The organism is Deinococcus sp. LM3, assembly GCF_002017875.1.
Lineage (GTDB): Bacteria > Deinococcota > Deinococci > Deinococcales > Deinococcaceae > Deinococcus.
Genome location: NZ_MUFV01000001.1, coordinates 2,992,618 through 3,017,331, shown reverse-complemented (window position 1 = coordinate 3,017,331; position 24,714 = coordinate 2,992,618). Strand labels below are relative to the sequence as shown.

Sequence of the window (24,714 nt, the reverse complement as noted above, 5' to 3'; positions counted from 1 at the left end):
GCTTGCGGTGCGTCACATCTGCTTGAACACTCCCGGCAAGTGTAAGAAATTCAACACCATGATAACCAGATTGATCATCCTGCTGGCAGCCCTGTACGGTCTGTGGACCTACGGAATCGACGGTATCCGCATCAGCCTCCAGGGTCGCACCCCGCAGACGTACACCGCCCAGCAGGTCATCGACAGCGGCGTCGGCGGCGCCCGGTACGTGCGCATCACGGGGTTCACGGACGGCACCTACGTCTACCAGACCCCTGACAAGGACAGCGACGACGCGACCCGGACCGTCAACCGCATCGAGTACGCCCTGCTGCCGGAACAGGAATTCAAGGACAGCGTGGCAGCCGTCATGACCGGCGAGTCGCATGTCACGCCCATTCACATCATGGCCAGCGACAGTCGCGTCAGTGCCGGCTGTCAGGCAGAGGAGAAAGATGTTGGTGACGGCTGCCTCACCATGGGCGAACGCACCATCGAGGGCATCGTCCGCACCGGCCCGGACGCACTGACCAGCGAGACGCGGAACCTGTTCAACGAGGGCGGCGAGTACAGGGTGAGTGACAACGTCCTGTACATCACGGAAGGTGACCGGCCCTCCGCCCTGTGGGTTCCGATCCTCGTGACCGTCGGGCTGACCCTCCTGAGTCTGCTGATGCTGCTGACGTTCATCCCGACCGGACGCCACGCCAGCTGATCCGGACTCCGGTTCCCGGTGGAACCCTGACGATCCGTCCGCCCGCGCCTGCCTAGTTTCCGGCATTGACCCGGCGCGGGCGCGGCGCGTACACTTCCCGGCATGACCGCGGCGAGCAACAACGTGAATGATGATCCCTGCTAGGGGACGTCACGCCGCATACCGCGCCCCCGACCCCACCACGGAGTCGGGGGCTTCTTCATGAACAAGGAGACGCACCGCATGACCACCGAAGCGCACACCCCGGAAGCCGCCCAGCAACGCCTGCCCCGCACCCTCACCCGCGACCTGAAACACCACGACGGCCAGACCGTGCGCCTGCAGGGCTTCGTGCATGCCCGCCGCGACCTGGGCGGCGTGCAGTTCGTGGTGCTGCGCGACGTGAGTGGCGTCACGCAGTGCGTCGGCAAGGGCCTGAACCTGCCGCTCGCGGAGAGCAGCGTGGAGGTCACGGGCACCGTCAAGGCGCACCCCAAGGCGCCCGGCGGGTTCGAGGTGCAGATCAGTGAGTTCCGCGTGATCAGCGCCGCCGTGGAGGCCAGCCCGGTCGAGATTCCCAAGATGGAATGGAACGTCAACCCGGAAACCATGCTCGACTACCGCGTGGTGACCGTGCGCGGCCTGAAGGAACGTGCGGCGCTGAAGGTGCAGGCCGAACTGGTCGCCGCGTTCCGGGATCACCTGATGACCGAGGGCTTCACCGAGATCAGCACGCCCAAGATCGTCTCGGCCGGCGCGGAGGGCGGCGCGAACCTGTTCCCCATCGACTACTTCGGACACCCCGCCTACCTCGCGCAGAGCCCGCAGCTGTACAAGCAGATCATGGTCGGCGTGTTCGAGCGCGTGTTCGAGGTCGCGCCCGTGTACCGCGCCGAGGAGCACGCCACCAGCCGTCACCTGAACGAGTACCTGAGTCTGGACGTCGAGATGGGCTTCATCGAGGACGAGGAAGACGTCATGAGCCTCGAGAACCGCCTGCTGGCCAGCATCATGACCCGCCTGAAAGCCACCTCGCAGGCCGAGTTCGACCTGCTGGGCGCCACCATTCCCGACGTGCCCGCCCACATTCCCCGCATCACCCTGCTGGACGCCCGCGCGCTCGTGCAGGAAAAGTACGGGCACGTGGTCGGCGGCAAGGACCTCGACCCGGAAGCCGAGCGCCTGCTGTGCCAGCACTACGCGGAAACCCAGGGCAGCGACTTCGTGTTCGTCACCAAGTACCCCCGCGCCGCCCGGCCCTTCTACGCGCACCCGGACAGCAACGCCGACGGCAGCCTCAGCAGCGAGATCACGCGCGGCTTCGACCTGCTATTCCGTGGCATCGAGATCACGTCGGGCGGCCAGCGCATCCACGACCACGCCATGCTGATGGACTCCATCGCCGCGTACAAACTGAAGCCCGAGACGCTGGAAGGTTACACCGAGGTCTTCAAGTACGGCATGCCCCCCCACGGCGGTTTCGCCATCGGCGCCGAACGCCTGACCGCCAAACTGCTGGGCATCAGCAACGTCCGTTACGCCCGCGCCTTCCCCCGCGACCGTCACCGGCTGACGCCCTGAGGGGCGTGGTCGATGGCTGATGGCCGATAGCTGATGGTCGATGGCTGATAGGCAGGCTCGCCCCGGACGGGTGGGCCTGTTTTCCATTGTTGGGCGGGTGTACGCTGGAACCGTACCCATCCAGCCCCCCCGGCCCCGGAGGAACCATCATGCGCGCACCTGCCGTCCGACCCGCCCTGATCCTGAGCGCCGCGCTGCTGGGCTGCGCCGGCACGCACGCGCTGGCCGCCTGCGACCCCGCCGGATTCATGCCACCCGGCACCCGCACGTACCGCCTGACCACGCAGGGCCAGAGCAGCACCTTCACGTCCCGCGCCCAGGTAAAGGGCAACACCGTGACCGTCCAGACCACCACGGGCGGCCAGACCACCAACAGCACCTGGACCTGCACGGGCCGGGGCATGACCGCCACCATCGGCTCCGGCAGGGGCGACCTGCGCCTGGAGTCCGGGTTCTACCCGCCCACCTCCGCCTGGAAGGTCGGGTACGCCTGGACCAGCGACGGGAAGATGCAGGCCAGCGGCGGCATGAACATGCAGAGCCGCACCCGCAGCCGCGTCGCCGCGCAGGAGAAGGTCACCACGCCCGCCGGGACGTTCACCGCCCTGCGCGTCGAGACGACGACCACTACCACCATGACCCCGCCCGCCGGGGCTGACCTGCCGCCCGGCATGGACCTGAACAAACTGATGGGCGGCGAGACCCGCAGCACCGCCTGGTACGTGCGTGGCGTCGGTCTGGTCAAGCAGACCATTCCGTCCGCGCAGTTCAGCATGGTCCTGACGAAGTACACCCGCTGACCCTGGCTGGCCCCGCCGCGACTGGGCTACCATTCCCGGCATGACCGACCCCACCCGAGGCAGCAACGAACAGGCCCTGAACGAGGAATTCGCGCAGTTCAGCGTGGACGGGCAGCGCCTGTACGGCCTGCTGCACCGCCCCACCGGAGACGCGCCCGCGCAGGGCTGGCCCAGCGTGGTCATCCTGCACGGCTTCACCGGTAACCGTGGCGGCGACCACCGCCTGCTGCCGCTGCTGTCCCGCTACCTTGCGGCCAGGGGCGTGGCCAGCCTGCGCTTCGACTTCCGGGGCAGTGGCGAGAGCCACGGCGACTTCAGCGAGATGACCGTCACCCGCGAGGTGCAGGACACGCAGGCCGCCTTCGAGTACCTGCGCCGCCAGACCGGTATCGACCCGGAACGCACGATGCTGCTGGGCTTCAGCATGGGCGGGCTGGTCGCCGCGCTCAGCGCGCCCCTGGTGCGCCCGCACCGCCTGGCCCTGTGGGCACCCGCCCTGCCGGAACTGTGGCTGCCGTTCCTGCGCGGCGGCTTCCTGCCCGCCACCGTCACCGATTACAACGGCTGGCCGCTGGGCCGCGAGTTCCTTCAGGAAATGACCCGCCTGCGCCCCCTGGAGGCGGCCGCCGCGTGGCAGGGCGAGGCCCGCGTCTTCCACGGCGACGCCGACCAGACCTGCCCCCCCGAATACGGCGTGCGTTACGCCCAGGCGCTGCGCTGCGAGGCGGTCGCCATTCCCGGCGCGGGCCACACCTTCGACTCGCTCGAACAGGTGGACCTGCTGTACCGCGAGACGGCGCGCTTCCTCACCGGGGGGTGAAGGGGAAGCAGGGACGCCCGATCCCGCCCCGCCACTGCCTACCCGTCCGAGCGGGCGACCCAGATGGTGTGCCACGCGCCCTTGCCTTCGCGGGCGCGGGCGCGGCGCACCTCGGTGTGATACCCGGCCTTCTCCAGCGCGGCCGTGAAGCGCGGCACGGCCTCCACGCTCCAGACGGCCAGCAGCCCGCCGGGTTTCAGGGCGGCGCGGATGGCGGCCAGACCGCGCGGGGAGTACAGCCAGTCGTTGCCGTGCTGGGTCATGCCTTCCGGGCCGTTGTCCACGTCCAGCAGGATCGCGTCGAAGGTCCGCTTCGCGGCGCGGATCAGTTCGGCCACGTCGCCCACGTGCACGCGGGTGCGCGGGTCGGTCAGCGGGTACCCGGCGGCCTGCCCGAGCGGCCCCCGGTTCCAGTCCACGACGGCCCCCACGAGTTCCGCGACGGTGACGGTCGCGTCCGGCCCGGCGCAGCGCAGCGCGGCGGCCAGCGTGAACCCCATGCCCAGTCCGCCCACCAGGACGTGCGCGGCGGCGCGACCCGCGACCTGCGGCACGGCGTACTCGGCGAGGGCCTCCTCGCTGGCGTGCTGGCGGCTGTTCATGAGTTCGCTCACGTATCCGCTGATGCGGATGCTGAACTCGTTCTCCCGCTGCCACAGCTCCAGCTGATCGGGACTGCCGGGAATGGGCGCGGAACCCAGCGGCACCCAGGCTTTCAAGCGCGCACCGCGCGGGGGGAGGCTGGGCAGGAGGGAAGGTGGGCGTGCGGCATCCGGCCAGTGTACCTGCCTACAACCCGATCAGGGCGCCCAGCGCGGCCGCACCGATCACGACCAGGGCCGGGTTCACGCGCGTGCGGGTCAGCAGCGCGAACGCGGCGGCGGCGATGACGGCCCCTGCCACGTTCTGCACGCTGCCGCGCGCCAGGACCAGCACCCCGGCCAGCAGCACGCCCCCCCCGAACGGCAGCAGGGCGCTGCGGATGGTGGGCAGCCACTTCCAGCCCAGCAGCCGCCTCCAGGCGAGGGCAGCGGCGGCGCTCAGCAGGGCGGTGGGCCCGTAGAAGCCCAGCGTGGCGGCGGCCGCTCCGGCCCACCCGCCCGCCGCGAAACCGTAGTGGGTCATGGCCAGCATGTTCGGTCCCGGCATGATCTGCCCCAGCGCGAACCCGCTGGCGAGCGTGTCGGGCGTGATCCAGTGCCGCTGCCCGACCAGAACCCGTTCGATCTCAGCGAGGTTCGCCCCGCCGAAACTGATCAGGCCCAGCCGCGTGAAGGTCAGCAGGATGTCCAGCCAGTTCGCGCCCGCGTCCGTCATGGCTGCTCCTGCGGGCGGGGGCGGTGCAGGATCAGGCCCGCGCCCACCACGACCGCCAGGACCGGCAGCAGGTCCAGGCGCAGCAGGCCGATCCCGGCGAAGGTCGCCAGCGCCAGCGGCCACCCGCCGCGCAGGCCACCCACGACCCGCAGGACCGGCAGCGCCGCCGTGAGCATGACCGCCAGGGCCGCGCAGGCCGCGCCGCGCAGCGCACTCTGCAGCGGGCCGGGCAGCCCGCCGGGCAGGCCCAGCGTGACGACCGTGACGGCCAGCATGGCGATCAGTCCGGGCGTCAGGACCCCCACGACCGCCCAGAGCGCGCCGGGCCAGCCGCGCAGGCGCGCGCCGATCATGGCGGCCAGATTCACGGCGTTCGGGCCGGGCGTCAGTTGCGCCAGCGTGTACGTCTCCGCGAAGTCCAGTTCGGTCATCCAGGCGCGGCCCAGCGCGGCGCGGCGCATGTGGGCGGGCAGGCCCCCGCCGATGCCCACCATCGCCACGCCCGCGAACACCCGCAGCAGGTCCGCGTGCGTGGGCGTGACCGGAACCGGCGCCGGTGGGTGGCGGGGTGCGTCCTCCGGCGGGGCGGGCGGCGGGGCGGCGGGGGCACTCATCTGAACTCCGGTTGAACAGCGTTCAACCCGAGCAGCGCGAGCAGGAGAGAAGCGGATTCCGGGCGTGGAGTTGGCACCCCGGTGCCGTGCCGGGGTGTGAACGCAACAGACGGAATCCGTTCCATGGCCCGAGGCTACTCCCGGCCCCGCCGCGCGGGCGTGACTGTCGGGGGAACACCCGTGCACGCAACGCACGCAATCCCACCCCGGCCTGGGCACTACGCCAACTGGCTGATTCCGCGCGCCTGAATTCGCCCGTGGCGTATCCTGCGAGGCACGATGACCACCTCACCCCCGGACGCCGCCGTGCACGTTCGCGACCTGCGCAAGGCCTACGCCGTACACGAGAAGGAACCCGGCTTCATGGGCAGCCTGCGGTCCTTCGTGAGCCGCAAGACCCGGCAGGTCGAGGCGGTGCGCGGCGTGAGTTTCGACCTGCATCCCGGCGAGGTCGTGGGGTTCCTCGGGCCGAACGGGGCGGGGAAGACCACCACCCTGAAGATGCTCTCGGGCCTGCTGCACCCCTCGGGCGGCGAGGCGCGCGTGGCGGGCTTCGAGCCCCGGCGGCGCGAGGCGGCGTTCCTGCGGCAGATCACGCTGGTCATGGGGCAGAAGCAGCAGCTGATCTGGGACCTCCCGGCGCTGGATTCCTTCCTGGTCAATCAGGCGATCTACGAGATCCCGGATGACCAGTACCGCGCGACCATGCGTGAATTCACGGACGTGCTGGGCCTGGACGGCATCCTGAAGAAGCAGGTGCGCAAGCTGTCGCTGGGCGAACGCATGAAGTGCGAACTGGCCGCCGCGCTGCTGCACCGACCCAGGGTGCTGTTCCTGGACGAACCGACCATCGGGCTGGACGTGAACATGCAGGAAAGCGTGCGGGCGTTCGTGCGCGACTACAACGAGCGGTACGACGCGACCGTGATCCTCACGAGTCACTACATGGCGGACGTGACCGCCCTGGCCCGCCGCATCTTGGTGATCGACCAGGGCGCGCTGGTGTTCGACGGCGACCTGGGCAGTCTGGCCGGGCAGGCCGGGGCGGGGAAGACCATCCGGCTGCAACTGCGTTCCCCCGTGACCGCGCAGGCGCTCGCCGCGTACGGGCAGGACGTCAGCGTGGACGGCCTGAGCGCCCAGCTGCGCGTGCCGCGCTCCGAGGTCAGCGAACGCGCCGCGCGGCTGCTGGCCGACCTGGACGTGGCCGACCTGACGGTCGAGGACCCCAGCATCGAGGCGATCATGGCCGATCTGTTCGGGCACCGCACGCCCCCCACACCCGCACTGGAGCGCGCGTGAGTCGCCTGAACACCGCGCGGGTGCTGTTCGCCACGCGCTTCGCGGAGATGGCCGAGTACCGCGCCGAGGTCGTCATCTGGATGCTGTCCGGCACGCTGTCGCTGGTCATGATGCTGGTCTGGATGGCGCAGGCGCAGGCGGCGCCCGGCGGGCAGATCCGCGGCTACGACGCCGCCGGGTTCGCCACGTACTTCCTGAGCACGTGGCTGGTGTCGCAACTGCTGGTCGTGTGGGTCGCGTGGGAACTGGATTTCGAGATCCGGCAGGGCACCCTGTCGGCCAAGCTGCTGCGCCCGCTGGACCCCATGTGGACGCACTACGCCTCGCACGTGGCCGAGCGGCTGGTGCGGCTGGTGCCCATGCTGGTGCTCGTCACGGCCTTCGCGCTGCTGTCCGGCGCGCGCTTCACGACCGAGTGGTGGGCGTACCCGGCCGCGCTGGGCCTCGCGGCGCTGGGCTTCACGGCACGCTTCCTGTACGAGTACGCCATCGGCCTGCTGGCCTTCTGGACCGAGAGCAGCACCAGTTTCCAGGAACTCGCGTGGCTGGTGTACGCCGCGCTGGGCGGCATGTTCGCCCCGCTGGACTTCTATCCCGCCTGGGTGCAGGGTGTGGCCGTCTGGACGCCATTCCCGTACATGCTGGGCCTCCCCGCGCAACTCCTGGCGGGCAAGGCCGGACCCGAGGACGCCCTGCGCGGCGCGCTCGTCATGCTGGGCTGGCTGGTCGTGTTCTGGTTCCTGCGACTGGCCGTCTGGCGCGCCGGCCTGAAGAAGTACGGCGCGGTGGGAGCATGAGGGTTGATGGTAAACGGTTGATGGTTGACAGAGGCTGGTGCGCCCTTCCATCAACCATCGACCATCAACCTTCAACCCGCATCACGCCCCGGCGGGCTGCGTGAGCCGCTACCTGCGCCTGCTGCGGATCTTCACGGGCGCGACCCTGTCGGCGCAGCTGGAGTACCGCGCGAACTTCGTGGGGGCGCTGCTGGCCAGTCTGGGGGAGGTGGGCGTGGCGCTGCTGGGGCTGGGGATCGTGTTCGGGCAGCCGGGGATCACCAGCGTGGGTGGCTGGTCGTTCCGGGAGGCGCTGCTGGTCACGGGGTTCTTCATGCTGACCGAGGGCGTGATCAGCGTGTTCATCCAGCCGAACATGAGCAAGATCGCGGACGCCATCCGCACCGGCAGCATGGACTTCACGTTGCTCAAGCCCATTGACGCGCAGTTCGGGGTGAGTACCCGGCACCTGAACGTGCTGCGCGCGCCGGACCTGCTGATCGGGCTGGGCCTGATCGCGTACGCCGCTTCGGGCCTGACCGTCACGCCGCTGGGGGCGCTGGGCGCGGCGCTGCTGTACGCCTCGGCGGTCGTGATCGTGTATTGCATCTGGCTGGCGCTGAGCACCACGGCGTTCTGGTTCGTGAAGACGCAGAACGTCGCGGAACTGTTCAACGGCGTGTTCGGCGCGGCCCGCTTTCCGGTGTCGGCCTTCCCGCTGCCCGTGCGGGCGTTCCTGACGTTCGTGGTGCCGGTGGCGTTCATCACGACCGTGCCCGCGCAGGCCATGACGGGCGAACTGGCCTGGGGCGTGGCGCTGGCGTCGCCGGTCGTGGCGGCCGCGCTGTTCGTGGTGACCCGCCTGTTCTGGCTGCGTGCGGTGGGCAGTTACACCAGCGCGAGCAGCTGATGCCTGCCGACCCTGAACGTGAGGAGGCCCCCACCTGGCAAGCACTGGGCCTGAGCCGCCCGCGCGCCCAGCCCCTGACCGACGCGGCCCGCGCCCGGCTGGCGCACCTGACCGAACTGCGCGACATCGACTCGCCCGCCGCTGCCGACCGCGCCGGGGCCGAGTACGCCGGGGAACGCTGGCTGGCCCCGGACCTGCTGGGCGTGCGCCCCTGGCTGCCGCCGGACACGCCCCCCCGTGAGGTTGTGCGCGCCGTGCTGAACAGCGAATGGACCGGGTTCCTGGCGTTGCTGGGCGAGTACGGTCCGTGGGTGTACGCCGCCGACGTGCGCGCGTTGCAGGAGCTGTCCGGCGCGTACGCCGCGCTGGTACAGGCCGCGCAGACCGCCCCCGAGGACGTGGCGCTGCACGCCGCGCACCGGTCGCGGCAGGACGCGCCGCACCACACGCTGCTCGTGCGGCTGGAGGCGACCCCGTACCGCCGCCCGGCCCGCTCTGCCCCGGATTCCGCCCAACTGACCGGACTGGAACGGGCGTTCTGGGCGCAGGTGGGCGAGCAGGCCGCCCGTCACCGCGCCGCGCGGCCCGGCCGCCAGACCGGCCACCGACCCGGCTCTTAAGCTGGCGTTCATGTGCGGTGTGAATGTCGGCTGTCCCTTACTCCACCCGGCCCGGCGGCTCTAGATTCGCGCGTATGACACCCGGTTCCAACGACGCCGCTCCCATGCTGTTCCAGCCGCTGAAACTCGCGCAGCTGACCCTCCCCAACCGCGTGGTCGTCTCGCCCATGTGCATGTACTCCGCGCGTGGTGGCGTGGCGAACGACTTCCACCTCGTGCACCTGGGGCAGTACGCGCTGGCCGGCGTGGGCCTGATCTTCACCGAGGCCGTCTCGGTGTCCCCCGAGGGCCGCATCAGCCCCGAGGACCTGGGCCTGTGGGACGACGAGCACATCGTCCCGCTGGGCCGCGTCACGGACTTCGTCCATGCGCACGGCGGCCTGATCGGCACGCAGCTCGCGCACGCCGGACGCAAGGCCAGCACCTACGCTCCCTGGCGCGGACGCGGCGCCGTTCCCGAGGAACGCGGCGGCTGGCCCGTCATCGGCCCCAGCGACCAGCCGTACAGCGACGCGCTGCCCACCCCGCGCGCCATGACCGCCGACGACATCGCCCGCGTCACCGCCGACTTCGCGCAGGCGGCCCGCCGCGCCGAGATGGCCGGCTTCGACACCGTCGAGATTCACGCCGCGCACGGCTACCTGCTGCACCAGTTCCTGTCGCCGCTGTCGAACACTCGTACCGACGCCTACGGGGGCACCTTCGAGAACCGCGTGCGGCTGCTGCTGGAAGTCACGCGCGCCGTCCGGGACGCCTGGCCCATGCACAAGCCGCTGTTCGTGCGCCTCAGCGCCACCGACTGGGTCGAGGGCGGCTGGGACGAATCGCAGACCGTCGTCCTGTGCGGCCTGCTGGCCCGCGAGGGCGTCACGGCCGTGGACCTCAGCAGCGGCGGCCTGAGCGCCGAGCAGCAGATCCCCGTGCAGCCCGGCTACCAGGTGCCGTTCGCGCGGCAGGTCCGGGCCGCCGTGCCGGACCTGAACGTCATGACGGTCGGCATGATCGACACGCCCGAACGCGCCGAGGCCTACCTCCAGAACGGCGACGCCGACCTGATCGCCCTGGGCCGCCCGCTGCTGGGCGACCCGCACTGGATTCAGGCCGCCGCGCAGCGCCTGGGCGTCACGCCGCCCGTCGCGGCCCAGTACGCCCGCGGTGCCCGCACCACCTGAACGCCCCATGACCGCCCGGCCTTCGTAGCCGCGCGGTCACACCTGCGCCGTCACACCTGCGCCGTCACATCTGCGCGGTCAGAGGAGTGCCGGCACCGAGTCGGTGAACTGACCGTCCAGCAGGTGCAGCGTCCGGTCGGCGAAGGCCGCCAGCCGGTCGTCGTGCGTGACGAACAGCACCCCCGCCTGCTCCTCGCGCGCCAGGTTCACCAGCAGCTGCGCCACCGCCTGCGCGTTGGCGCGGTCCAGGCTGCCGGTCGGCTCGTCGGCCAGCACGGTCGCGGGCCGCGCCGCCAGCGCGCGCGCCACCGCCACCCGCTGCCGCTCGCCGCCGCTCAGGACGCCGGGCAGGGCCGCCTCGCGCCCGCCCAGGCCCACGCGGGCCAGCAGGTCGCGGGCGCGCGCCTCGTCCCGCTGCCCGGCCAGCCGGGACGGAATCAGGACGTTCTCGATCACGGTCAGGTCGTCCAGCAGGTAATGATGCTGGAACACCAGCCCGACCTGCCCGGCGCGGCGCGTGGCGCGCACCTGGGTGTCCAGGGTGTCCACCCGCGTACCCGCCCACCAGACTTCGCCCTCCTGCGGCACGTCCAGGCCGCCCAGCAGGTGCAGCAGGGTGCTCTTGCCGCTGCCGGACGGGCCGGTCACGGCGACCACCTCGCCCGCCTCCACGCGCAGCGATACGCCGCGCAGGGCGGTCAGCGATCCGTAGCGCTGCGTCAGGGAGCGGGCTTCGAGGGCGGCGGGAGCGGCAGTCACGCGCGCATCCTAGCGCGGACGCCAGTGTCGGCCGGCGCAGACTGGTTGGCGCAGACTGGTTGGCGCAGACTGGTTATCGCCGCCCTGTCAAGCTAGGATGAGCGGACTATGGCCCGGTTGGACGATCTCAAGAACTCCCCGCTTTTCCACGACGTCCCCGACGAGGCCCTCCAGGAAGCCCTGCGCGTCATCACCGAGCGCCGCTATCACGCCGGTCAGGTGATCCTGGAACAGGACGCCGAGGGCGAGGCCCTGCACCTGATCACCAGCGGCGTCGTGCGGGTCTCCCGTATCAGCCTGGGCAGCCGCGAGCGCGTCATGGGCGACGTGTACGCGCCGGGCGTGATCGGCGAGACCGCCGTGCTGGGCGGCGGTGAACGCAGCGCCACCGTCCGCGCTCAGACGGAAGTCACCACCCTGATGCTGTACCGCACGCACTTCCGGCAGATCCTGCGCCGCCACCCGCAGGTCCTGTGGAACCTCAGCGCCCTGCTCGTGCGGCGCGTCACCTTCCTGAACGACGAACTGATCGCCTTCGGCCTGAACACCGAGGCGGCCCTCAGTCACGTGTTCCTGAGCCTGTACCAGCAGCGGCTGGCGGCCGGCGTGCCCAACCCCGAGGTGCTGCCGCTCTCCACGCAGGACATCATGGCCCGCATCTCCTCGAGCCGTGAGACCGTGTCCCGCGTGATGCGGAAACTCGACGCGGCGCGCATGCTCACGTACACCAGCGCGCAGGTCACGCTGATCGACCCCGCCGCGCTGGAACACGTCACGCTGGACGAGGCCGACGTCAGCGCCGACTGACCGCCGCGCGCGTCCGGGGGTTCCGGATCGGCCCGGCGGATTCCGGGGGGGCAGCGGCGCGGTCACTGCACTATCCTGCCCGCATGAAACTCGCGCGCATCCGGCACGCCGGCGAGGCCCACTGGGCCGAACTGGACGGCGATACCCTGCACCTGACCCGCTCGATGGGCGGCCCCCGCACCGGCCAGAGCCTGCCGATGGACCCGGCCCTGCTGCTGGCCCCCGCCGAGCCCGGCAAGATCGTCTGCGTGGGCCGCAACTACCTCGACCACATCCGCGAACTGGGCAACGACACGGGCGACCTGCCCACACAACCCGGCATCTTCCTGAAGGGCGCCAACGCGCTGGCCGAACCCGGCGGCACGGTGGACCGCCCGGACTGGACGCAGAACTTCCACTTCGAGGGTGAACTGGCCCTGGTGATCGGCCAGCGCGCCCGCGACCTGACGCCCGACACGGCCCTCGCGCACGTCGCTGGCTACACCTGCGGCCTGGACCTGACCGCCCGCGACCTGCAGAAGACCGACCTGCAGTGGTTCCGCGCGAAGGCCGCCGACCGCTTCTGCCCGCTGGGACCGTGGCTGGAAACGGACCTGGACACCCGCGACCTGCGCGTGCAGACCCGCGTGAACGGCCAGACCCGCCAGGACGGCCGCACCGCGCAGATGATCTTCCCGGTCGTGGACATCCTGGTGTACGTGACCCGTTACGTGACCCTGGAACCCGGCGACGTGGTCCTGACCGGCACGCCCGAGGGCGTCGGCCCGCTCAGCAGCGGCGACATCGTCGAGGTGGAGGTCGAGGGCGTGGGAACCCTGGTCACGCACATCGGCTGAGCCGGACTGCCGTCACCACAGAAGAGCGGCCGGGGCAACAGCTCCGGCCGCTCTTCTGTGATGACGTTATACGGATTCCGTCTGTTTCGCTGACAATCCGGAACTTCACCAGATTGCCAGCTCCACGTCCGGAACCCGTTTTGCTCCCACTCGCTTCGCTCGGATTGAACGGCTCTGCAAGCCATTCAATCGGAGTGCGCGTTACTTCAGCAGGTGACGGCTGATCACGACGCGCTGGATCTCGTTGGTGCCCTCGTAGATCATGTTCAGTTTCACGTCGCGCAGCAGTTTCTCGACCGGGTACTCGCCGACGTAGCCGTACCCGCCGTGAACCTGGATGCCCTCGTTCGCGGCGTTGAAGGCCATCTCGCTGCAGTACGCCTTGGCGATGGCGCTCTCGAAGCCGTGCGGCTGCCCCTGGTCGACCAGCCACGCGGCCTTCTGGTACATCAGGCGGCCGGTCTCTATGCCCATGGCCATCTCGGCCAGCTTGAACTGGATGGCCTGCAACTCCGCGATGGGTTTGCCGAACGCGGTGCGTTCCTTGGAGTACTTGATGCTCTCCTCCATGGCACGCCGGGCAATGCCGACCGAGCCGGCCGCGACCGGGATGCGGGTCTTGTCCAGGGTCTTCATGGCGATCTTGAAGCCGTCACCCAGGCCGCCCAGCTGGTTCTCTCTGGGCACGCGGACGTTCTCGAACACCAGTTCGCTGGTCAGGCTGGCGCGCTGGCCCATCTTGTGCTTGATCTTGTTGTAGCTGAAGCCCGGCGCGTCCTTGGGCACGACCAGCGCGACGGTGGCGCGGTGTCCGCCCTGGCGGTCGGTGGTGGCGAACACGACCGTGAACTCGGCCAGGCCGCCGTTACTGATCCACATCTTGGTGCCGTTCAGGACCCACTCGTCGCCGTCGAGAACGGCGGTGGTGTGCATGCTGGCGGCGTCCGAGCCGTTGTTCGGTTCGCTCAGGGCGAAGGCGGCCAGTCCGGCCTTCTCGGTCAGGGGCGTCAGGAAGCGCTTCTGCTGCTCCTCGGTGCCGCCGATCAGGACGGGCGCGATGCCCAGTTCGCTGGCCATCAGGACGGTGTAGATGCCCATGCAGCCGTACGCGAGTTCCTCGCCGATCAGGCACTCGTCGAACATGCCCAGGCCCAGGCCGCCGGCGTGCTCGGGGATGCTGGGGTTGAGCAGACCGACCTCGAAGGCCTTCTCGACGACCTGCCAGGGCAGTTCTTCCTTCTGGTCGTACTCGGAGGCGATGGGCATGATCTCCTTGCGGGTAAAGTCCCGCGCGAGTTGCTGCAGCTGGCGTTGTTCGTCGTTCAGGGTGAAGTCCATGACAGGGGGTCCTCCGGGTGGGGGCGTTCAGGGGCGCGCCGGCGCGCGGAGCCTGAAGGCAGGGTGGGTAACGGATCGGTGATCGACTTGGCTTGTACTCAGTTCAATCTATCAGCCGGGAGGGGCGTCTGTCTCGCCCGGCCCGCCGCCCCGCCGCCCCCTGCGGCCACCCACACCGGACACCGATCACGGCCCGATCACGCCCCGCCCCGTCTAATGAACGCGTGCGGAGGCCCGGCACGCCGCCGCGCCTGCCGGGCGTGCGCCGGATCGCCCGGCCCGCTCCCGCACCGGCGTACCCGCACCCCGCACCCCACCCACCCGGAGGCGACATGCACGGCCCCACGCACCCAGCCCGGCCCGGCCCCCAGCCCGGCCCGCCCCAGGCGCAACTGACCCACACCACCCGGCTGCACGTCACGGACGACGAACAGTTCGGCGGGGACCACGCCCTGGGCTGGCTGCGCGAACGGACCGTCCTGGACGCCGCCCGGCCCGTCACGCAGCTGCACCTGACCGGCGTGGGCGGCGGGGGGCGGCAGGTGCAGCTCACCGTGACCTTCACCCTGACCCCCCAGGGGCCCGTGCAGGTCAGCGGCGACGCCCGCCTGCTGACCCTGACGCCCGGCCAGCCCGTGAGCGAGAGGGGCGGCGCGGCCTTCAGCGGACAGGTGGCGGCCGGCGAGACCCGCACCTTCCGCGTCTCGCTGCGCCACCACGACAGCGGCGAGGAGTACGCCCGCGTCACCGTGTGCGCGCAGCACACCCCCCTGCACGCCGCGCAGCCCGCCGCCACCCTGGACGCCCACGCGCGGGCGCTGGGAGAGCGGCACACCGGCCCGCCCACCGGCCCCTGCGAGGCCGTGCGGGGCGGCCACCGCCGCCGCTACCACCACGCGGACCTGTACACCTCGCCCGGCACCGGCGTCCACGAGGTCCGGGGTGACATCCGCCGCCGTTACGACGCCCTGGGCGGCCCCGACAGCGTCCTGGGCTTCCCGGTTGGCGACCCGACTCCCGACCCGTTCCCAGCCCCCGACCCGCTCCCAGCCCCCGACCACGCCGGCCAGTGGAGTCACGTTCAGTGCCGTCAGCACTTTCAGGGTGGCAGCCTGTTCCTGCATCCCCGCACCGGCCCGCTGTTCGTGCGCGGCGAACTGCGCGCCGCCTGGGCCAGGACCGGCTGGGAGAGCGGCCCGCTCGGCTACCCCACCAGCGACACCCTGAGCCTCGCCCCGGAGAGCCCCCTGGAGTTCAGCGACTTCCAGAACGGCGTGCTGGTGCTGCACGCCGGGCAACTCTGCCCGCCCGCCACCGCCACCCTGTCCCGCGATCACCTGCTGGCCGCCGTCACGGGCGCGCTGCGCCGCGCACTGCCCGCCGGACTGCTGGACAGCGTGACCCTGGCCGGGATCAGCGACACGACCTTCGACCTGAGCCGCAGCGGCAACCGCGTCCTGACCTTCCAGCTGACCGGCCCCCTGCGCCCCGGCCCGCACGACCTGCCGGAACCCACCTTCGAGGCGCGGCTACCGGTGCAGTTCGCCGCCTCACCCCCCCCGGACGCCCGGCGGCCCGTCAGCCTGATCGCCCGTCAGGCCGGTCTGATCACCCTGCGCGCCCCCCCGGACCGCCAGGGCGCGCTGCCGGCCCTGAGCCGCGCCTTGGGCCTGCTGCTGCGCGCGCCCGTCACGCTGGCCCGCGTGCCGGGCCACGCCGGACTGCTGAGCTTCAAGGTCCACGCCGACGGCAGCCTGAGCCTGTCGTTCCGGCCCGACCCGGCCGGCCGCGCCGCCGCCGGGGCCGCCCAGCGACGCCTGGACCGCCTGCCCCTGGACGGCCTGCGCGCAGACGACCCGCTCGCCTGAAGGGACCGGCAGGGGCTCTCACCACAATGGTCAGGTGCCGAAGGGCAGGCGCCCCGGAGTGCCCGCCTCGCCGCGCAGCCACGCCAGCAGGGCGGCGCGGGCCTCCGGGCGGAACCCGAAGGTCAGCACGGCCGGGGCGTCCACGTCCAGCGCCGCGTACGGGTTGTACAGCGCGAGGTGCAGGTCCGGCTGCGCGCCGCGCAGCGCCGGGTGCCGGTGACGGCCGGTCGTGGCGAGCATGACCGGTATCCCGTCTGCCCTCAGCGCGTCCCAGTCGAGCTGCGCCGGGTCGTCGAAGGCCGTCAGGTCCACCCGGTACACCCCCGCGAGTTCCGAGGCGAGGGTGGCGGCGTCCACGCTGGCCTCGCTGACGTTCTCGCGCGTCACGCGGCGCGGCGCGACCAGCCGCACGCGCGACCCCGGCGCGGGGGCCACCGGGTCGCGGTACGCGGTCAGGGCCTGCGCCCACGCCCGCGCGAACAGCGGCGCGTCGGCCTGCAGGTCCAGGGCGGCGTCCGCCCGCGCCGGGTAGCGCCGCGCCAGCGCCGAGAGCCGCGCGGCGCTTGCCTGCACCTGCGCCGCGTCCAGTCGGCCGTCCGCCAGTGCCGAGGCCAGGGCGTCCAGGGTCTGCTCCTGCGCCTCGCGGCGCCCCAGCGCCATCACCAGGTCCGCGCCCGCCTGCACGGCCAGCACGCCCGCCTCGCCCCGCCCGTAGTGGTCGTCGATGGCCTTCATGCCCATCGAGTCCGTGACGATCACCCCCGTGAACCCCCACTCGCCGCGCAGCACGTCCGTCAGGACCGCTCGGGACAGCGTGGCGGGCGCGTGCGGGTCCAGCGCCGGGTACACGACGTGCGCCGTCATCACGGCCGGCGTGACCGGCAGCAGTTCCCGGAACGGCGCGAACTCGGTCCGGTCGAGTTCCGCGCGTGAACGCGTCACGCTCGGCAGCGCCAGGTGACTGTCGAGCGACGTGTCCCCGTGACCGGGGAAGTGCTTCACGCAGGCCGCCACGCCCGCCGCGTCATGCCCCGCCAGCGCCGCGCGGCCGTGCCGCGTGACCAGCGGAACCTGACCCCCGAACGCCCGGTCCGCGATCACGGGATTGGCCGGGTTCACGTTCACGTCCAGCACCGGCGCAAAATTCCAGTTGATGCCCACGGCCCGCAGCTGCCGCGCCAGCGCCTCACTCGACCGGCGCGTCAGGTCCGGGTCGTCCGCCGCGCCGAGCGCCATCGCGGACGGCGCGAACGGCCAGAAGTCGGGCCGCAGGATCGCGCCCCCCTCGTGATCCAGCGCGATCAGCGCGTCCTCGCCCATCACGCCGCGCAGGTCGGCGCACAGGGCGCGCAGCTGCTCCTCGGACTGCACGTTCTTGCCGAACAGACACACGCTGCGGATCCCGCGCCGACGCAGGTGCGCGGCCGTGTCGCCGTCCAGGGTCGGGCCGGGAATGTCCACCATCACCAGCCGCCCGGCCGGCAGGCTGCCCGCCGGGGGGCCAGGAACGTGCGGCGCGGCGTCGGCCTGTGCGGCGTCGGCCCGGACAGCGTCTACTCGGTGGGTCACCCGCCCAGCGTACGGCAGCGGCGGGGTGGGTCGGGGCGGCGGTGGTTCCGACCAGCGCGGGCTGGGCGCGCGGGCCGCCGGGGGGGCGGGGTGTCCGGTGGGTGCATACGGATCGCTTGACACCCCCCCGGCCGCCCCCTACCCTTAACGAACGTTTTACTTTTTTACTGTCCACATGCACGTACGGCCGGGTCGTTCCGGAAGCGCGCCGCATGCCGGACCCGGAGGTTCCATGAAGAAACTGCTTCTGACCGCTCTGCTTTCCACCCTCAGCGCCGCCTCGGCCGCCAGCCTCGTGTTCGGCGGTAACGGCGAGCCCGTCAGCCTGGAATCCGGCAACATCACCGACGGCATCAGCATCCTGGTGCAGCGTCAGATCTACGACACCCTGGTGGACTTCAAGCCCGGCAGCACCGACCTCGCGCCCGGCCTCGCCACCTCCTGGAAAGCGAACGCGAACAACACCGCCTGGACCTTCACGCTGCGCAAGGGCGTGCGTTTCCATGACGGCACCCCCATGAACGCCGACGCCATCGTGTTCAACCTGAGCCGCTGGTGGGACAAGAGCCACCCCTACGGCTTCCGCGACCAGGGCCGCACCTTCGAGATCGTCGGCGAACTGCTCGGCGGCTACAAGGGCGACGCCACCGCCGTCATCAAGAACATCGTCAAGGTCAACGACACCACCGTCCGCGTGGACCTGAACAAACCCAGCTCCGTGCTGCCCAACGTGATGGCCGCCGGGTACTTCGGCATCGCCAGCCCGACCGCCATCAAGAAGGAAGGCGCCAAGTACGGCACGCCCGCCAGCAAGCCCGTCGGCACCGGCCCGTTCATCTTCCAGAGCTGGCGCACCGGCGACCGCGTGACCCTGCTCCCCAACAAGCTGTACTGGGGTGAGAAGGCCAAGGTCGACCAGCTGATCATCCGCAACATCAAGGACGCCAGCCAGCGCCTGAACGAACTGAAGGCCGGTACCATCGACTTCGCCAACGACCTGACGCCCGACAGCCTCAAGAGCGTCCAGGCCGACAAGAACCTCGTGGCCGTCAAGCGCCCCAGCTTCAACGTGGGCTTCGTCAGCATGAACAACCGCAACCAGTACCTGAAAAACCAGCAGGTGCGTCAGGCGATCAGCATGGCCATCAACAAGAAGGCCATCGTGGACGCCTTCTGGAACGGCCTGGGCGTCAGCAACGCCAGCTTCGTGCCGCCCGTCATGGCCTGGGCGAACAGCTCCAAGGTCCCGGCCGACTACAAGTTCGACCCAGCCGCCGCCAAGAAGATGCTGGCCGAAGCCGGCTACCCCAACGGCTTCTCCATCGACCTGTGGTACATGCCCGTCAGCCGCCCGTACTTCCCCACCCCCAAACCCATCGCGGAAGCCATCGCCGCTGACCTGAGCGCCATCGGCATCAAGGTCAACCTGAAAACCCAGGACTGGGCCAAGTACCTCGAGGACCGCAACAAGGAACCCGGCTTCGACATGTACATGATCGGCTGGACCGGCGACTACGGCGACCCCGACAACTTCTACGGCGCGTACTACGGCGCCAACGCCAGCGACGACATCAACTGGAACCCCGCGAACGTCGAGACGCTGCTGCAGCAGGGCCGCGCCGCCGCCACCCAGGAAGCCAAGGCCAAGGTCTACTCGCAGCTGCACGAGATCACCTACAACGCCGCGTACCGCGTGCCCATGGTTCACAGCAACCCGCTGGCCGCCGCGCGCAGCTACGTCAAGGGCTGGGTGCCCAGCCCGCTGGGCAGCGAACCCTTCAACACCATCACCGTCACCGGCAAGAAGTAATCCGGACCCGGCCTGAAAGGTCCGCACAGCCTTTCATACGGACTCCGATTGAACGGGCTTTAAAGCCCGTTCAATCCGAGCGGATGCGAGTGGGAGCAGGGCGGGTTCCGGACGTGGAGCTGGCAACCCGGTGAAGTTCCGGGTTGTTGGCGAAACAAACGGAATCCGTATCAGGCCCCGGCAGTCCGTCATGACCCCGGTCGGGGGGCGGCAGGTCTCCAGATACCGGAGGCCTGCCGCTTTCCATTGACGGTCGCCGCCCTGTCTGAACTGCCCGGACCGCCCGACTCCCTGCGCGGCAGCCTGACAGGTACACTGTGCGCCGACACACTGTCTGACCGTCCGACGAAACCGACCCGACCGGGTCTGTTCGCACTCCGATTTCCGTTCCATTCATTTACCCAAGGGAGGTCTGCTTTGGGCAGTTACCTGATTCGCCGCCTGCTGCGGACCGTACTGGTCATGCTGGGCATCAGCCTCGTGGTGTTCGTGTTCGTGCGTTCCATTCCCGGCGATCCGGCCGTCGCCATGCTCGGCGAGCGCGCCACGCCGGAAGCGGCCGCCGCGCTGCGCGAGCAGCTGGGCCTGAACAAACCGTGGTTCTTCAATCCCGCCAACCCCATGGACGCCCAGTACCCCCGGTACATGGGCGCGCTGCTCCAGGGCGACCTGGGCAGCGGAATCAAGAGCAACATCCCCGTCTGGGACGACCTGAAAGCCCGCTTTCCCGCCACGGCCGAACTGAGCGTCGCGGCGCTGCTGTTCGCGCTGCTGATCGGCATGCCCGCCGGGATCCTGGCCGCGCTGCGCCGCAACTCCATGTGGGACAACCTCGCCACCACCATCTCGCTGGTGGGCGTCAGCATGCCCGTGTTCTGGCTGGGGCTGCTGCTGTCGTACTTCTTCGCCGTGAAACTCGGCTGGCTGCCCCCCTCGGCGCGGCTGGGCAGCGAGGTGAACCTCGAACCCGTGACCGGCTTCTACGTCCTGGACGGCCTGCTGCGCGGCCAGCCGGCCGCCGCCTGGGACGCCCTGCGCCACCTGATCCTGCCGGCCATCGCGCTGGGCAGCATTCCGCTGGCGATCATCGCGCGCATCACGCGCTCCTCCATGCTGGACGTGCTGGGGCAGGACTACGTCCGCACGGCCCGCGCCAAGGGCCTGACCGGCCGCGCCGTGACCTTCAAGCACGCGCTGCGCAACGCCCTGCTGCCGGTCGTGACCGTCATCGGCCTGCAGGCGGGCGCGCTGCTCGGCGGGGCCGTGCTGACCGAGACGATCTTCTCGTGGCCCGGCATCGGCTCGTGGGTGTACGACGCGATCAGCCAGCGTGACTACCCGATCATCCAGGGGGGCGTGATCTTCGCCGCCCTGATCGTGAGCCTCGCCAACCTGATCGTGGACCTCAGTTACGCCGCCCTCGACCCCCGCATCCAGTACAGCTGAAGGGAACTGGTGACCTCATGACAACCGCAACCACCGCTCCCGCCGTCAAACCCCGCCAGGACAGCATCTTCTGGCGCCGCTTCCGCCGCTCCACGCCCGGCCGGGTCGGGGCGGTCATCGTGGCGGCGTTCGTGCTGCTGGCCATCTTCGCCAGCGTCCTGAAACCCTACGACCCCACCACCGACCGCAACTACAGCCGGATTCTCAAGGCGCCCAGCGTCGCCGCGCTGTGGAACCCGGACGTCGCCGAGACCTACCGCGACCCCGTCACGGGCCGCGTGAACGCCTGGGCCGCCCCGATGGGCACCGACAACCTGGGCCGCGACGTCATGACCCGCGTCCTGCACGGCACCCGCATCAGCCTGAAGGTCGGCGTGGTCAGCACCCTGCTGGCCCTGGTGATCGGCTCGCTGCTCGGCGTGCTCGCCGGGTACTTCGGCGGCTGGTTCGACTCGGTGATGGGCTACCTGACCGACGTGATGCTGGCCTTCCCCAGCATCCTGCTCGCCATCGGCTTCGCCAGCATCTTCAGCGCCAGCGACCCGCCCCTGCTGATCGCCGGCATGGACCGCCTGTTCGCCCTGAACAGCCCGCAACTCGTGACCGCCATGCTGGCCGTGTCGCTGGTGCAGGTGCCGGTGTACATGCGACTGGCACGCAGCGTGGTCCTGTCCATCCGCGAACGTGAATTCGTGCAGGCCGCCGGGGCGCTGGGCGCCACGCAGGGCCGCATGATCTTCCGGCACGTTCTGCCCAACAGCCTCTCCCCGCTGATCGTGCAGGGCTCGCTGAGCATCGCCACCGCCACCATCGAGGTCGCCGCGCTGGGCTTCCTGGGCATCGGCGCGCAGCCGCCCCTGCCCGAGTGGGGCACCATGATCAGCGACAGCCGCCAGTACTACATCGACGCGCCCTGGACGATGGTCTTCCCGGGACTGGCGATCTTCCTGACCGTGCTGGGCTTCAACCTGCTCGGCGACGGCCTGCGCGACGTGCTCGACCCGCGCAGCACCCAGTAAAGAGGGTGATGGTCGAGAGTTGATGGCCAAGCGTTGATGGTCGATAGGGAAGAGGGGGACGCCCGGATTGCGCGGCGTCCCCCTCTGGCTTGTGCGCTTCAGCGTTCCCAGGGCCACGCGCCGGGTGCGGCGGCAATCCCGACGGTACGCGGGCCGGTGTGGACGTTCAGGACCGGGTTCACGCCCGCCACGTCCGACCACACGATCGGGTGGCGGCCCTTCAGGTGGGCCAGGACCTCGTCGGCGTCCTCGCGCACGCTGCCGTACAGCAGGCCCACGCGCAGCGGGGTGCCCTCGCCGAAGCGGCGCGTGACCTGCGCCGCGAGCGCCTCGATGGCCCCCCGGTACGAGCGGGCGCGGCCCACGTTCGTGTATGTTCCGCCCGCCTTGTCCACCGTCACCACGGGTTTGAGGTTCAGCAGGCCGCCCAGCGTGGCCTGCACCCGCCCGATCCGTCCGCCCCGGCGCAGGTACTCCAGCGTCTCGATGGTGAAGTACAGTTCGGTTTCCTCGTGCACGGCGCGCATCCACTCGCGGGCGGTCTCCAGGCTCTCGCCGCGCGCGGCCGCCGTGCCCGCCGCGTGCAACTGGAAGGCCTGCGCGGCGCTGAGGGTGCCGCTGTCATGCAGGGTCAGGTTGAAGTCGCCGCCCAGCGCCTGACGGGCCTGCTCGGCGGCGTTCATGCTGCCGCTCAGGCCGGCGCTGATGGTCACGCCCAGCACGTCCCGCACGCCGGCGCGGCGCACGGCGTCCATCCAGTCCTGCGGGGTCGGCTGACTGCTGGTCGGGTGGTTCGCGTTGCTTTCCAGCATCCGGAACAGGTCCGTGCGGCTGATCTCGTTCGTGCGGTAACTGGCGTCCCCGAACGTCACGGAGAACGGCGCGACCGGCACGTCGTTCAGCAGCGAGGGGTAGGCGTCCAGGCCGCCGTCCGTGACGATCCCGAAGCGGGGAGAGGTGGTCTGGTTGGTGCCGGGGGTCATATGTTCCTGTGTCATGTCAACTCCACGTCGTTCATCTGCTCGATCAGTTTCAGGGCGGCCGTGTGATCCTCGTCCGCGCCCACCACGCGTTCGGCGGCGCGCAGCAGGGCCGCCGTCTGGGCCAGCAGCGGCGCGCTGCCCCGCACCTCGCCGGTCAGGTCGGCGGCAATCCCGGCGTCCTTGGCGAGCAGGCCCAGCGCGAAGGTCGCCGGGAACTCGCGGGTCAGGACCCGCTGCCCGATCAGGTTCTGGCTGGCGTTGCTGCGGCCACTGCTGGCGTTGATGACGTCCAGCGCCGCGCCCAGGTCCACGCCCGCGCGCGCCAGGACCGCCAGTCCCTCGCCGGTCGCCCACAGCGTGACGCCCAGCAGCGCGTTGTTCACGGCCTTGACCGCGAAACCCGCGCCGCTCTGACCCACATGCACGACCTTCCCGGCGAACGCCAGGTGCGGCCGCACCGCCTCCAGCGCTTCGGCCGGGCCGCCGACCATCACGGTCAGGGTGCCGGCCTGCGCGCCGCCCGTGCCGCCACTGACCGGCGCGTCCAGCAGCGTCACGCCCCGCGCCGCCAGCCGTTCCCGCTGGGCAGGCGCGGCCTGCGGGTGCCCGCTCGTGCAGTCCACCCACACCGCGCCCGCCTTCAGGTGCGGCTCCATCATGGCCAGGACCTCGTCCACCTCGGCGCTGGTGGGCAGGCAGGTGAAGATCACGTCGGCCCGCGCCGCCTGTTCCAGCGAGGCGACCTCGCTGCCATGCGCGTGGGCGTGCGCCTCGGCGCGGGAGGCGGTGCGGTTCCAGACGAGGGAGCGGTGACCTCCCTGGCGCGCGTGCTGCGTGACGTGCGCGGCCATGGGGTCGCCCATCGCGCCCAGGCCCAGAAATGCCAGTGTGGTCATACCGGCAGGCTACGGCCCCGCCGCGCCCTGGACCGCGAAACTGGACCCGGTTCAATCTTGAGCGTTCGTTCAGTTATACGGACTCCGATTGAATGGGTTGCAAAACCCGTTCAATCCGAGCGGAGCGAGTAGGAGCAAAACGGGTTCCGGGCGTGAAGCTGGCAATCCGGTGAAGTTCCGGATTGTCAGCGAAACAAACGGAATCCGTATTACCACCGCCCGCAGCCCCGACGGTTACTTCTCCAGCGTCAGGCCACTGCCGAAGCGTTCGCGCAGGAACCGCCCCTGCGTCAGCAGGCGGTCGGCCGCCGCGTGATCGTGCCGCAACGCCTCGCGCACCCCGTCCTCCAGCAGCGTCAGTTGCTCGTCCAGCAGCACCTCCGGTGGTTGTCCCTGACGTTCGAGGGTCAGACGCGCGCCGGGCGTCAGGGTCGCGTAGGCGCGCAGGGTGTCCGGCAGGTAGGTGTCGCGCGTCTGGGACAGCAGGAACGCCGTGCGCGTGTCGCTGGGCCCGGCATTCAGGGCGTCCATCACGCGGCCCAGCAGCGCCCACGCCCGCGTGCGCGCCGGTTCCGGCAGCGACAGCAGCAGCGGCAGGCTCAGCTCCTGACTGGTCGGGGGGGCCGTCAGGGGCCGGCTGTCCGCCAGGGGGTCCGGCAGGGCGTCCGGACGCGCCGCGCCCTTCAGCGCCCGCCGCCCGGCGCGGGTGGTGTTGTCCACGTACACGATCGCCGTGACGCCCGCGAAGATCACCAGCAGAATCAGAATGGCCGCCATCATGCGTGCATGATCCCACGC

General features: G+C 70.6%; 24 protein-coding genes. 15 read left to right on the top strand and 9 right to left on the bottom strand.

What is annotated here, in order from left to right; translation table 11 throughout:
- The first annotated feature begins 70 nt into the window (after nucleotides 1-70).
- The 4 genes from BXU09_RS14205 to BXU09_RS14190 all read left to right on the top strand — a co-directional run bounded on the left by BXU09_RS14205 (nucleotide 71) and on the right by BXU09_RS14190 (nucleotide 3,874).
- On the top strand, nucleotides 71-694 hold the full coding sequence (locus BXU09_RS14205; protein WP_078304428.1) for a hypothetical protein: 624 nt from the start codon (nucleotides 71-73) through the stop codon (nucleotides 692-694).
- Between the two features lie 222 nt (nucleotides 695-916).
- Nucleotides 917-2,254, top strand: a complete 1,338-nt coding sequence (gene aspS / locus BXU09_RS14200; RefSeq protein WP_078305050.1) for an aspartate--tRNA(Asn) ligase — start codon at nucleotides 917-919, stop codon at nucleotides 2,252-2,254.
- Between the two features lie 149 nt (nucleotides 2,255-2,403).
- On the top strand, nucleotides 2,404-3,054 hold the full coding sequence (locus BXU09_RS14195; RefSeq protein ID WP_078304426.1) for a hypothetical protein: 651 nt from the start codon (nucleotides 2,404-2,406) through the stop codon (nucleotides 3,052-3,054).
- A gap of 40 nt (nucleotides 3,055-3,094) precedes the next feature.
- A complete protein-coding gene (locus BXU09_RS14190; RefSeq protein WP_078304425.1) occupies nucleotides 3,095-3,874 on the top strand; it encodes an alpha/beta fold hydrolase in 780 nt (259 codons plus the stop codon).
- 38 nt (nucleotides 3,875-3,912) lie between these two features.
- Here the strand turns inward: BXU09_RS14190 and BXU09_RS14185 are convergent, their stop codons facing one another.
- The 3 genes from BXU09_RS14185 to BXU09_RS14175 all read right to left on the bottom strand — a co-directional run bounded on the left by BXU09_RS14185 (nucleotide 3,913) and on the right by BXU09_RS14175 (nucleotide 5,805).
- Nucleotides 3,913-4,593 carry a hypothetical protein gene (locus BXU09_RS14185; protein WP_078304423.1) on the bottom strand — a complete coding sequence of 227 codons (681 nt, stop codon included), beginning with the start codon at nucleotides 4,591-4,593 and terminating at the stop codon, nucleotides 3,913-3,915.
- A 70-nt stretch (nucleotides 4,594-4,663) separates the two neighbouring features.
- A complete protein-coding gene (locus tag BXU09_RS14180) occupies nucleotides 4,664-5,191 on the bottom strand; it encodes a chromate transporter (RefSeq protein ID WP_078304420.1) in 528 nt (175 codons plus the stop codon).
- Nucleotides 5,188-5,805, bottom strand: coding sequence for a chromate transporter (locus tag BXU09_RS14175; protein WP_078304418.1), 618 nt, complete (start codon nucleotides 5,803-5,805; stop codon nucleotides 5,188-5,190). Before BXU09_RS14175 ends, BXU09_RS14180 begins: the two co-directional genes overlap by 4 nt.
- A gap of 279 nt (nucleotides 5,806-6,084) precedes the next feature.
- Between BXU09_RS14175 and BXU09_RS14170 the strand changes: the two genes are divergently transcribed.
- From BXU09_RS14170 to BXU09_RS14150, 5 genes are all read left to right on the top strand, one after another.
- Nucleotides 6,085-7,107: an ATP-binding cassette domain-containing protein gene (locus tag BXU09_RS14170; RefSeq protein ID WP_078304416.1), complete on the top strand. Its 1,023-nt coding sequence runs from the start codon at nucleotides 6,085-6,087 to the stop codon at nucleotides 7,105-7,107.
- Between the two features lie 47 nt (nucleotides 7,108-7,154).
- Nucleotides 7,155-7,904 carry an ABC-2 family transporter protein gene (locus BXU09_RS14165; protein ID WP_078305049.1) on the top strand — a complete coding sequence of 250 codons (750 nt, stop codon included), beginning with the start codon at nucleotides 7,155-7,157 and terminating at the stop codon, nucleotides 7,902-7,904.
- Nucleotides 7,905-8,004: 100 nt separating this feature from the next.
- Nucleotides 8,005-8,793 carry an ABC transporter permease gene (locus BXU09_RS14160; protein ID WP_078304413.1) on the top strand — a complete coding sequence of 263 codons (789 nt, stop codon included), beginning with the start codon at nucleotides 8,005-8,007 and terminating at the stop codon, nucleotides 8,791-8,793.
- Nucleotides 8,793-9,413: a hypothetical protein gene (locus BXU09_RS14155; RefSeq protein WP_078304410.1), complete on the top strand. Its 621-nt coding sequence runs from the start codon at nucleotides 8,793-8,795 to the stop codon at nucleotides 9,411-9,413. The genes BXU09_RS14160 and BXU09_RS14155 overlap by 1 nt, the downstream gene beginning before the upstream one ends.
- 74 nt (nucleotides 9,414-9,487) lie before the next feature.
- Nucleotides 9,488-10,585, top strand: a complete 1,098-nt coding sequence (locus BXU09_RS14150; RefSeq protein WP_078304407.1) for an NADH:flavin oxidoreductase/NADH oxidase — start codon at nucleotides 9,488-9,490, stop codon at nucleotides 10,583-10,585.
- A 78-nt stretch (nucleotides 10,586-10,663) separates the two neighbouring features.
- Here the strand turns inward: BXU09_RS14150 and BXU09_RS14145 are convergent, their stop codons facing one another.
- Nucleotides 10,664-11,308, bottom strand: a complete 645-nt coding sequence (locus tag BXU09_RS14145) for an ABC transporter ATP-binding protein (protein ID WP_240501355.1) — start codon at nucleotides 11,306-11,308, stop codon at nucleotides 10,664-10,666.
- Between the two features lie 144 nt (nucleotides 11,309-11,452).
- Here BXU09_RS14145 and BXU09_RS14140 point away from each other — a divergent pair, with 144 nt between their 5' ends.
- Nucleotides 11,453-12,151 (top strand): Crp/Fnr family transcriptional regulator, encoded by a 699-nt coding sequence (locus BXU09_RS14140; RefSeq protein ID WP_078304403.1) that lies wholly within the window; start codon nucleotides 11,453-11,455, stop codon nucleotides 12,149-12,151.
- A gap of 83 nt (nucleotides 12,152-12,234) precedes the next feature.
- Nucleotides 12,235-12,987 (top strand): fumarylacetoacetate hydrolase family protein, encoded by a 753-nt coding sequence (locus tag BXU09_RS14135; RefSeq protein ID WP_078304401.1) that lies wholly within the window; start codon nucleotides 12,235-12,237, stop codon nucleotides 12,985-12,987.
- A gap of 201 nt (nucleotides 12,988-13,188) precedes the next feature.
- On the opposite strand, the gene BXU09_RS14130 is transcribed toward BXU09_RS14135, so the two are convergent.
- Nucleotides 13,189-14,325 carry an acyl-CoA dehydrogenase family protein gene (locus BXU09_RS14130; RefSeq protein ID WP_078304400.1) on the bottom strand — a complete coding sequence of 379 codons (1,137 nt, stop codon included), beginning with the start codon at nucleotides 14,323-14,325 and terminating at the stop codon, nucleotides 13,189-13,191.
- Nucleotides 14,326-14,549: 224 nt separating this feature from the next.
- On the opposite strand from BXU09_RS14130, the gene BXU09_RS14125 reads away from it, so the two are divergent.
- Complete coding sequence (locus BXU09_RS14125) at nucleotides 14,550-16,193, top strand: hypothetical protein (RefSeq protein WP_144012131.1); 1,644 nt, start codon at nucleotides 14,550-14,552, stop codon at nucleotides 16,191-16,193.
- 30 nt (nucleotides 16,194-16,223) lie between these two features.
- Here BXU09_RS14125 and nagZ read toward each other — a convergent pair whose 3' ends face one another.
- Entirely contained in the window at nucleotides 16,224-17,762 is a 1,539-nt protein-coding gene (gene nagZ / locus BXU09_RS14120; protein WP_346417582.1) for a beta-N-acetylhexosaminidase, read from the bottom strand.
- Between the two features lie 232 nt (nucleotides 17,763-17,994).
- Between nagZ and BXU09_RS14115 the strand changes: the two genes are divergently transcribed.
- From BXU09_RS14115 to BXU09_RS14105, 3 genes are all read left to right on the top strand, one after another.
- Nucleotides 17,995-19,572 (top strand): ABC transporter substrate-binding protein, encoded by a 1,578-nt coding sequence (locus BXU09_RS14115; protein ID WP_078304395.1) that lies wholly within the window; start codon nucleotides 17,995-17,997, stop codon nucleotides 19,570-19,572.
- Between the two features lie 417 nt (nucleotides 19,573-19,989).
- Nucleotides 19,990-21,018: an ABC transporter permease gene (locus tag BXU09_RS14110; RefSeq protein ID WP_078304393.1), complete on the top strand. Its 1,029-nt coding sequence runs from the start codon at nucleotides 19,990-19,992 to the stop codon at nucleotides 21,016-21,018.
- A gap of 17 nt (nucleotides 21,019-21,035) precedes the next feature.
- A complete protein-coding gene (locus BXU09_RS14105) occupies nucleotides 21,036-22,037 on the top strand; it encodes an ABC transporter permease (protein ID WP_055363139.1) in 1,002 nt (333 codons plus the stop codon).
- A 98-nt stretch (nucleotides 22,038-22,135) separates the two neighbouring features.
- Here BXU09_RS14105 and BXU09_RS14100 read toward each other — a convergent pair whose 3' ends face one another.
- From BXU09_RS14100 to BXU09_RS14090, 3 genes are all read right to left on the bottom strand, one after another.
- The gene (locus tag BXU09_RS14100; RefSeq protein WP_240501263.1) at nucleotides 22,136-23,035 is read right to left on the bottom strand and encodes a DegV family protein; all 900 of its coding nucleotides are present in this window, start codon (nucleotides 23,033-23,035) and stop codon (nucleotides 22,136-22,138) included.
- On the bottom strand, nucleotides 23,032-23,916 hold the full coding sequence (locus BXU09_RS14095) for an NAD(P)-dependent oxidoreductase (RefSeq protein WP_078304389.1): 885 nt from the start codon (nucleotides 23,914-23,916) through the stop codon (nucleotides 23,032-23,034). The genes BXU09_RS14100 and BXU09_RS14095 overlap by 4 nt, the downstream gene beginning before the upstream one ends.
- Before the next feature lie 234 nt (nucleotides 23,917-24,150).
- A complete protein-coding gene (locus BXU09_RS14090; protein ID WP_240501262.1) occupies nucleotides 24,151-24,696 on the bottom strand; it encodes a hypothetical protein in 546 nt (181 codons plus the stop codon).
- Nucleotides 24,697-24,714 lie beyond the last annotated feature (18 nt).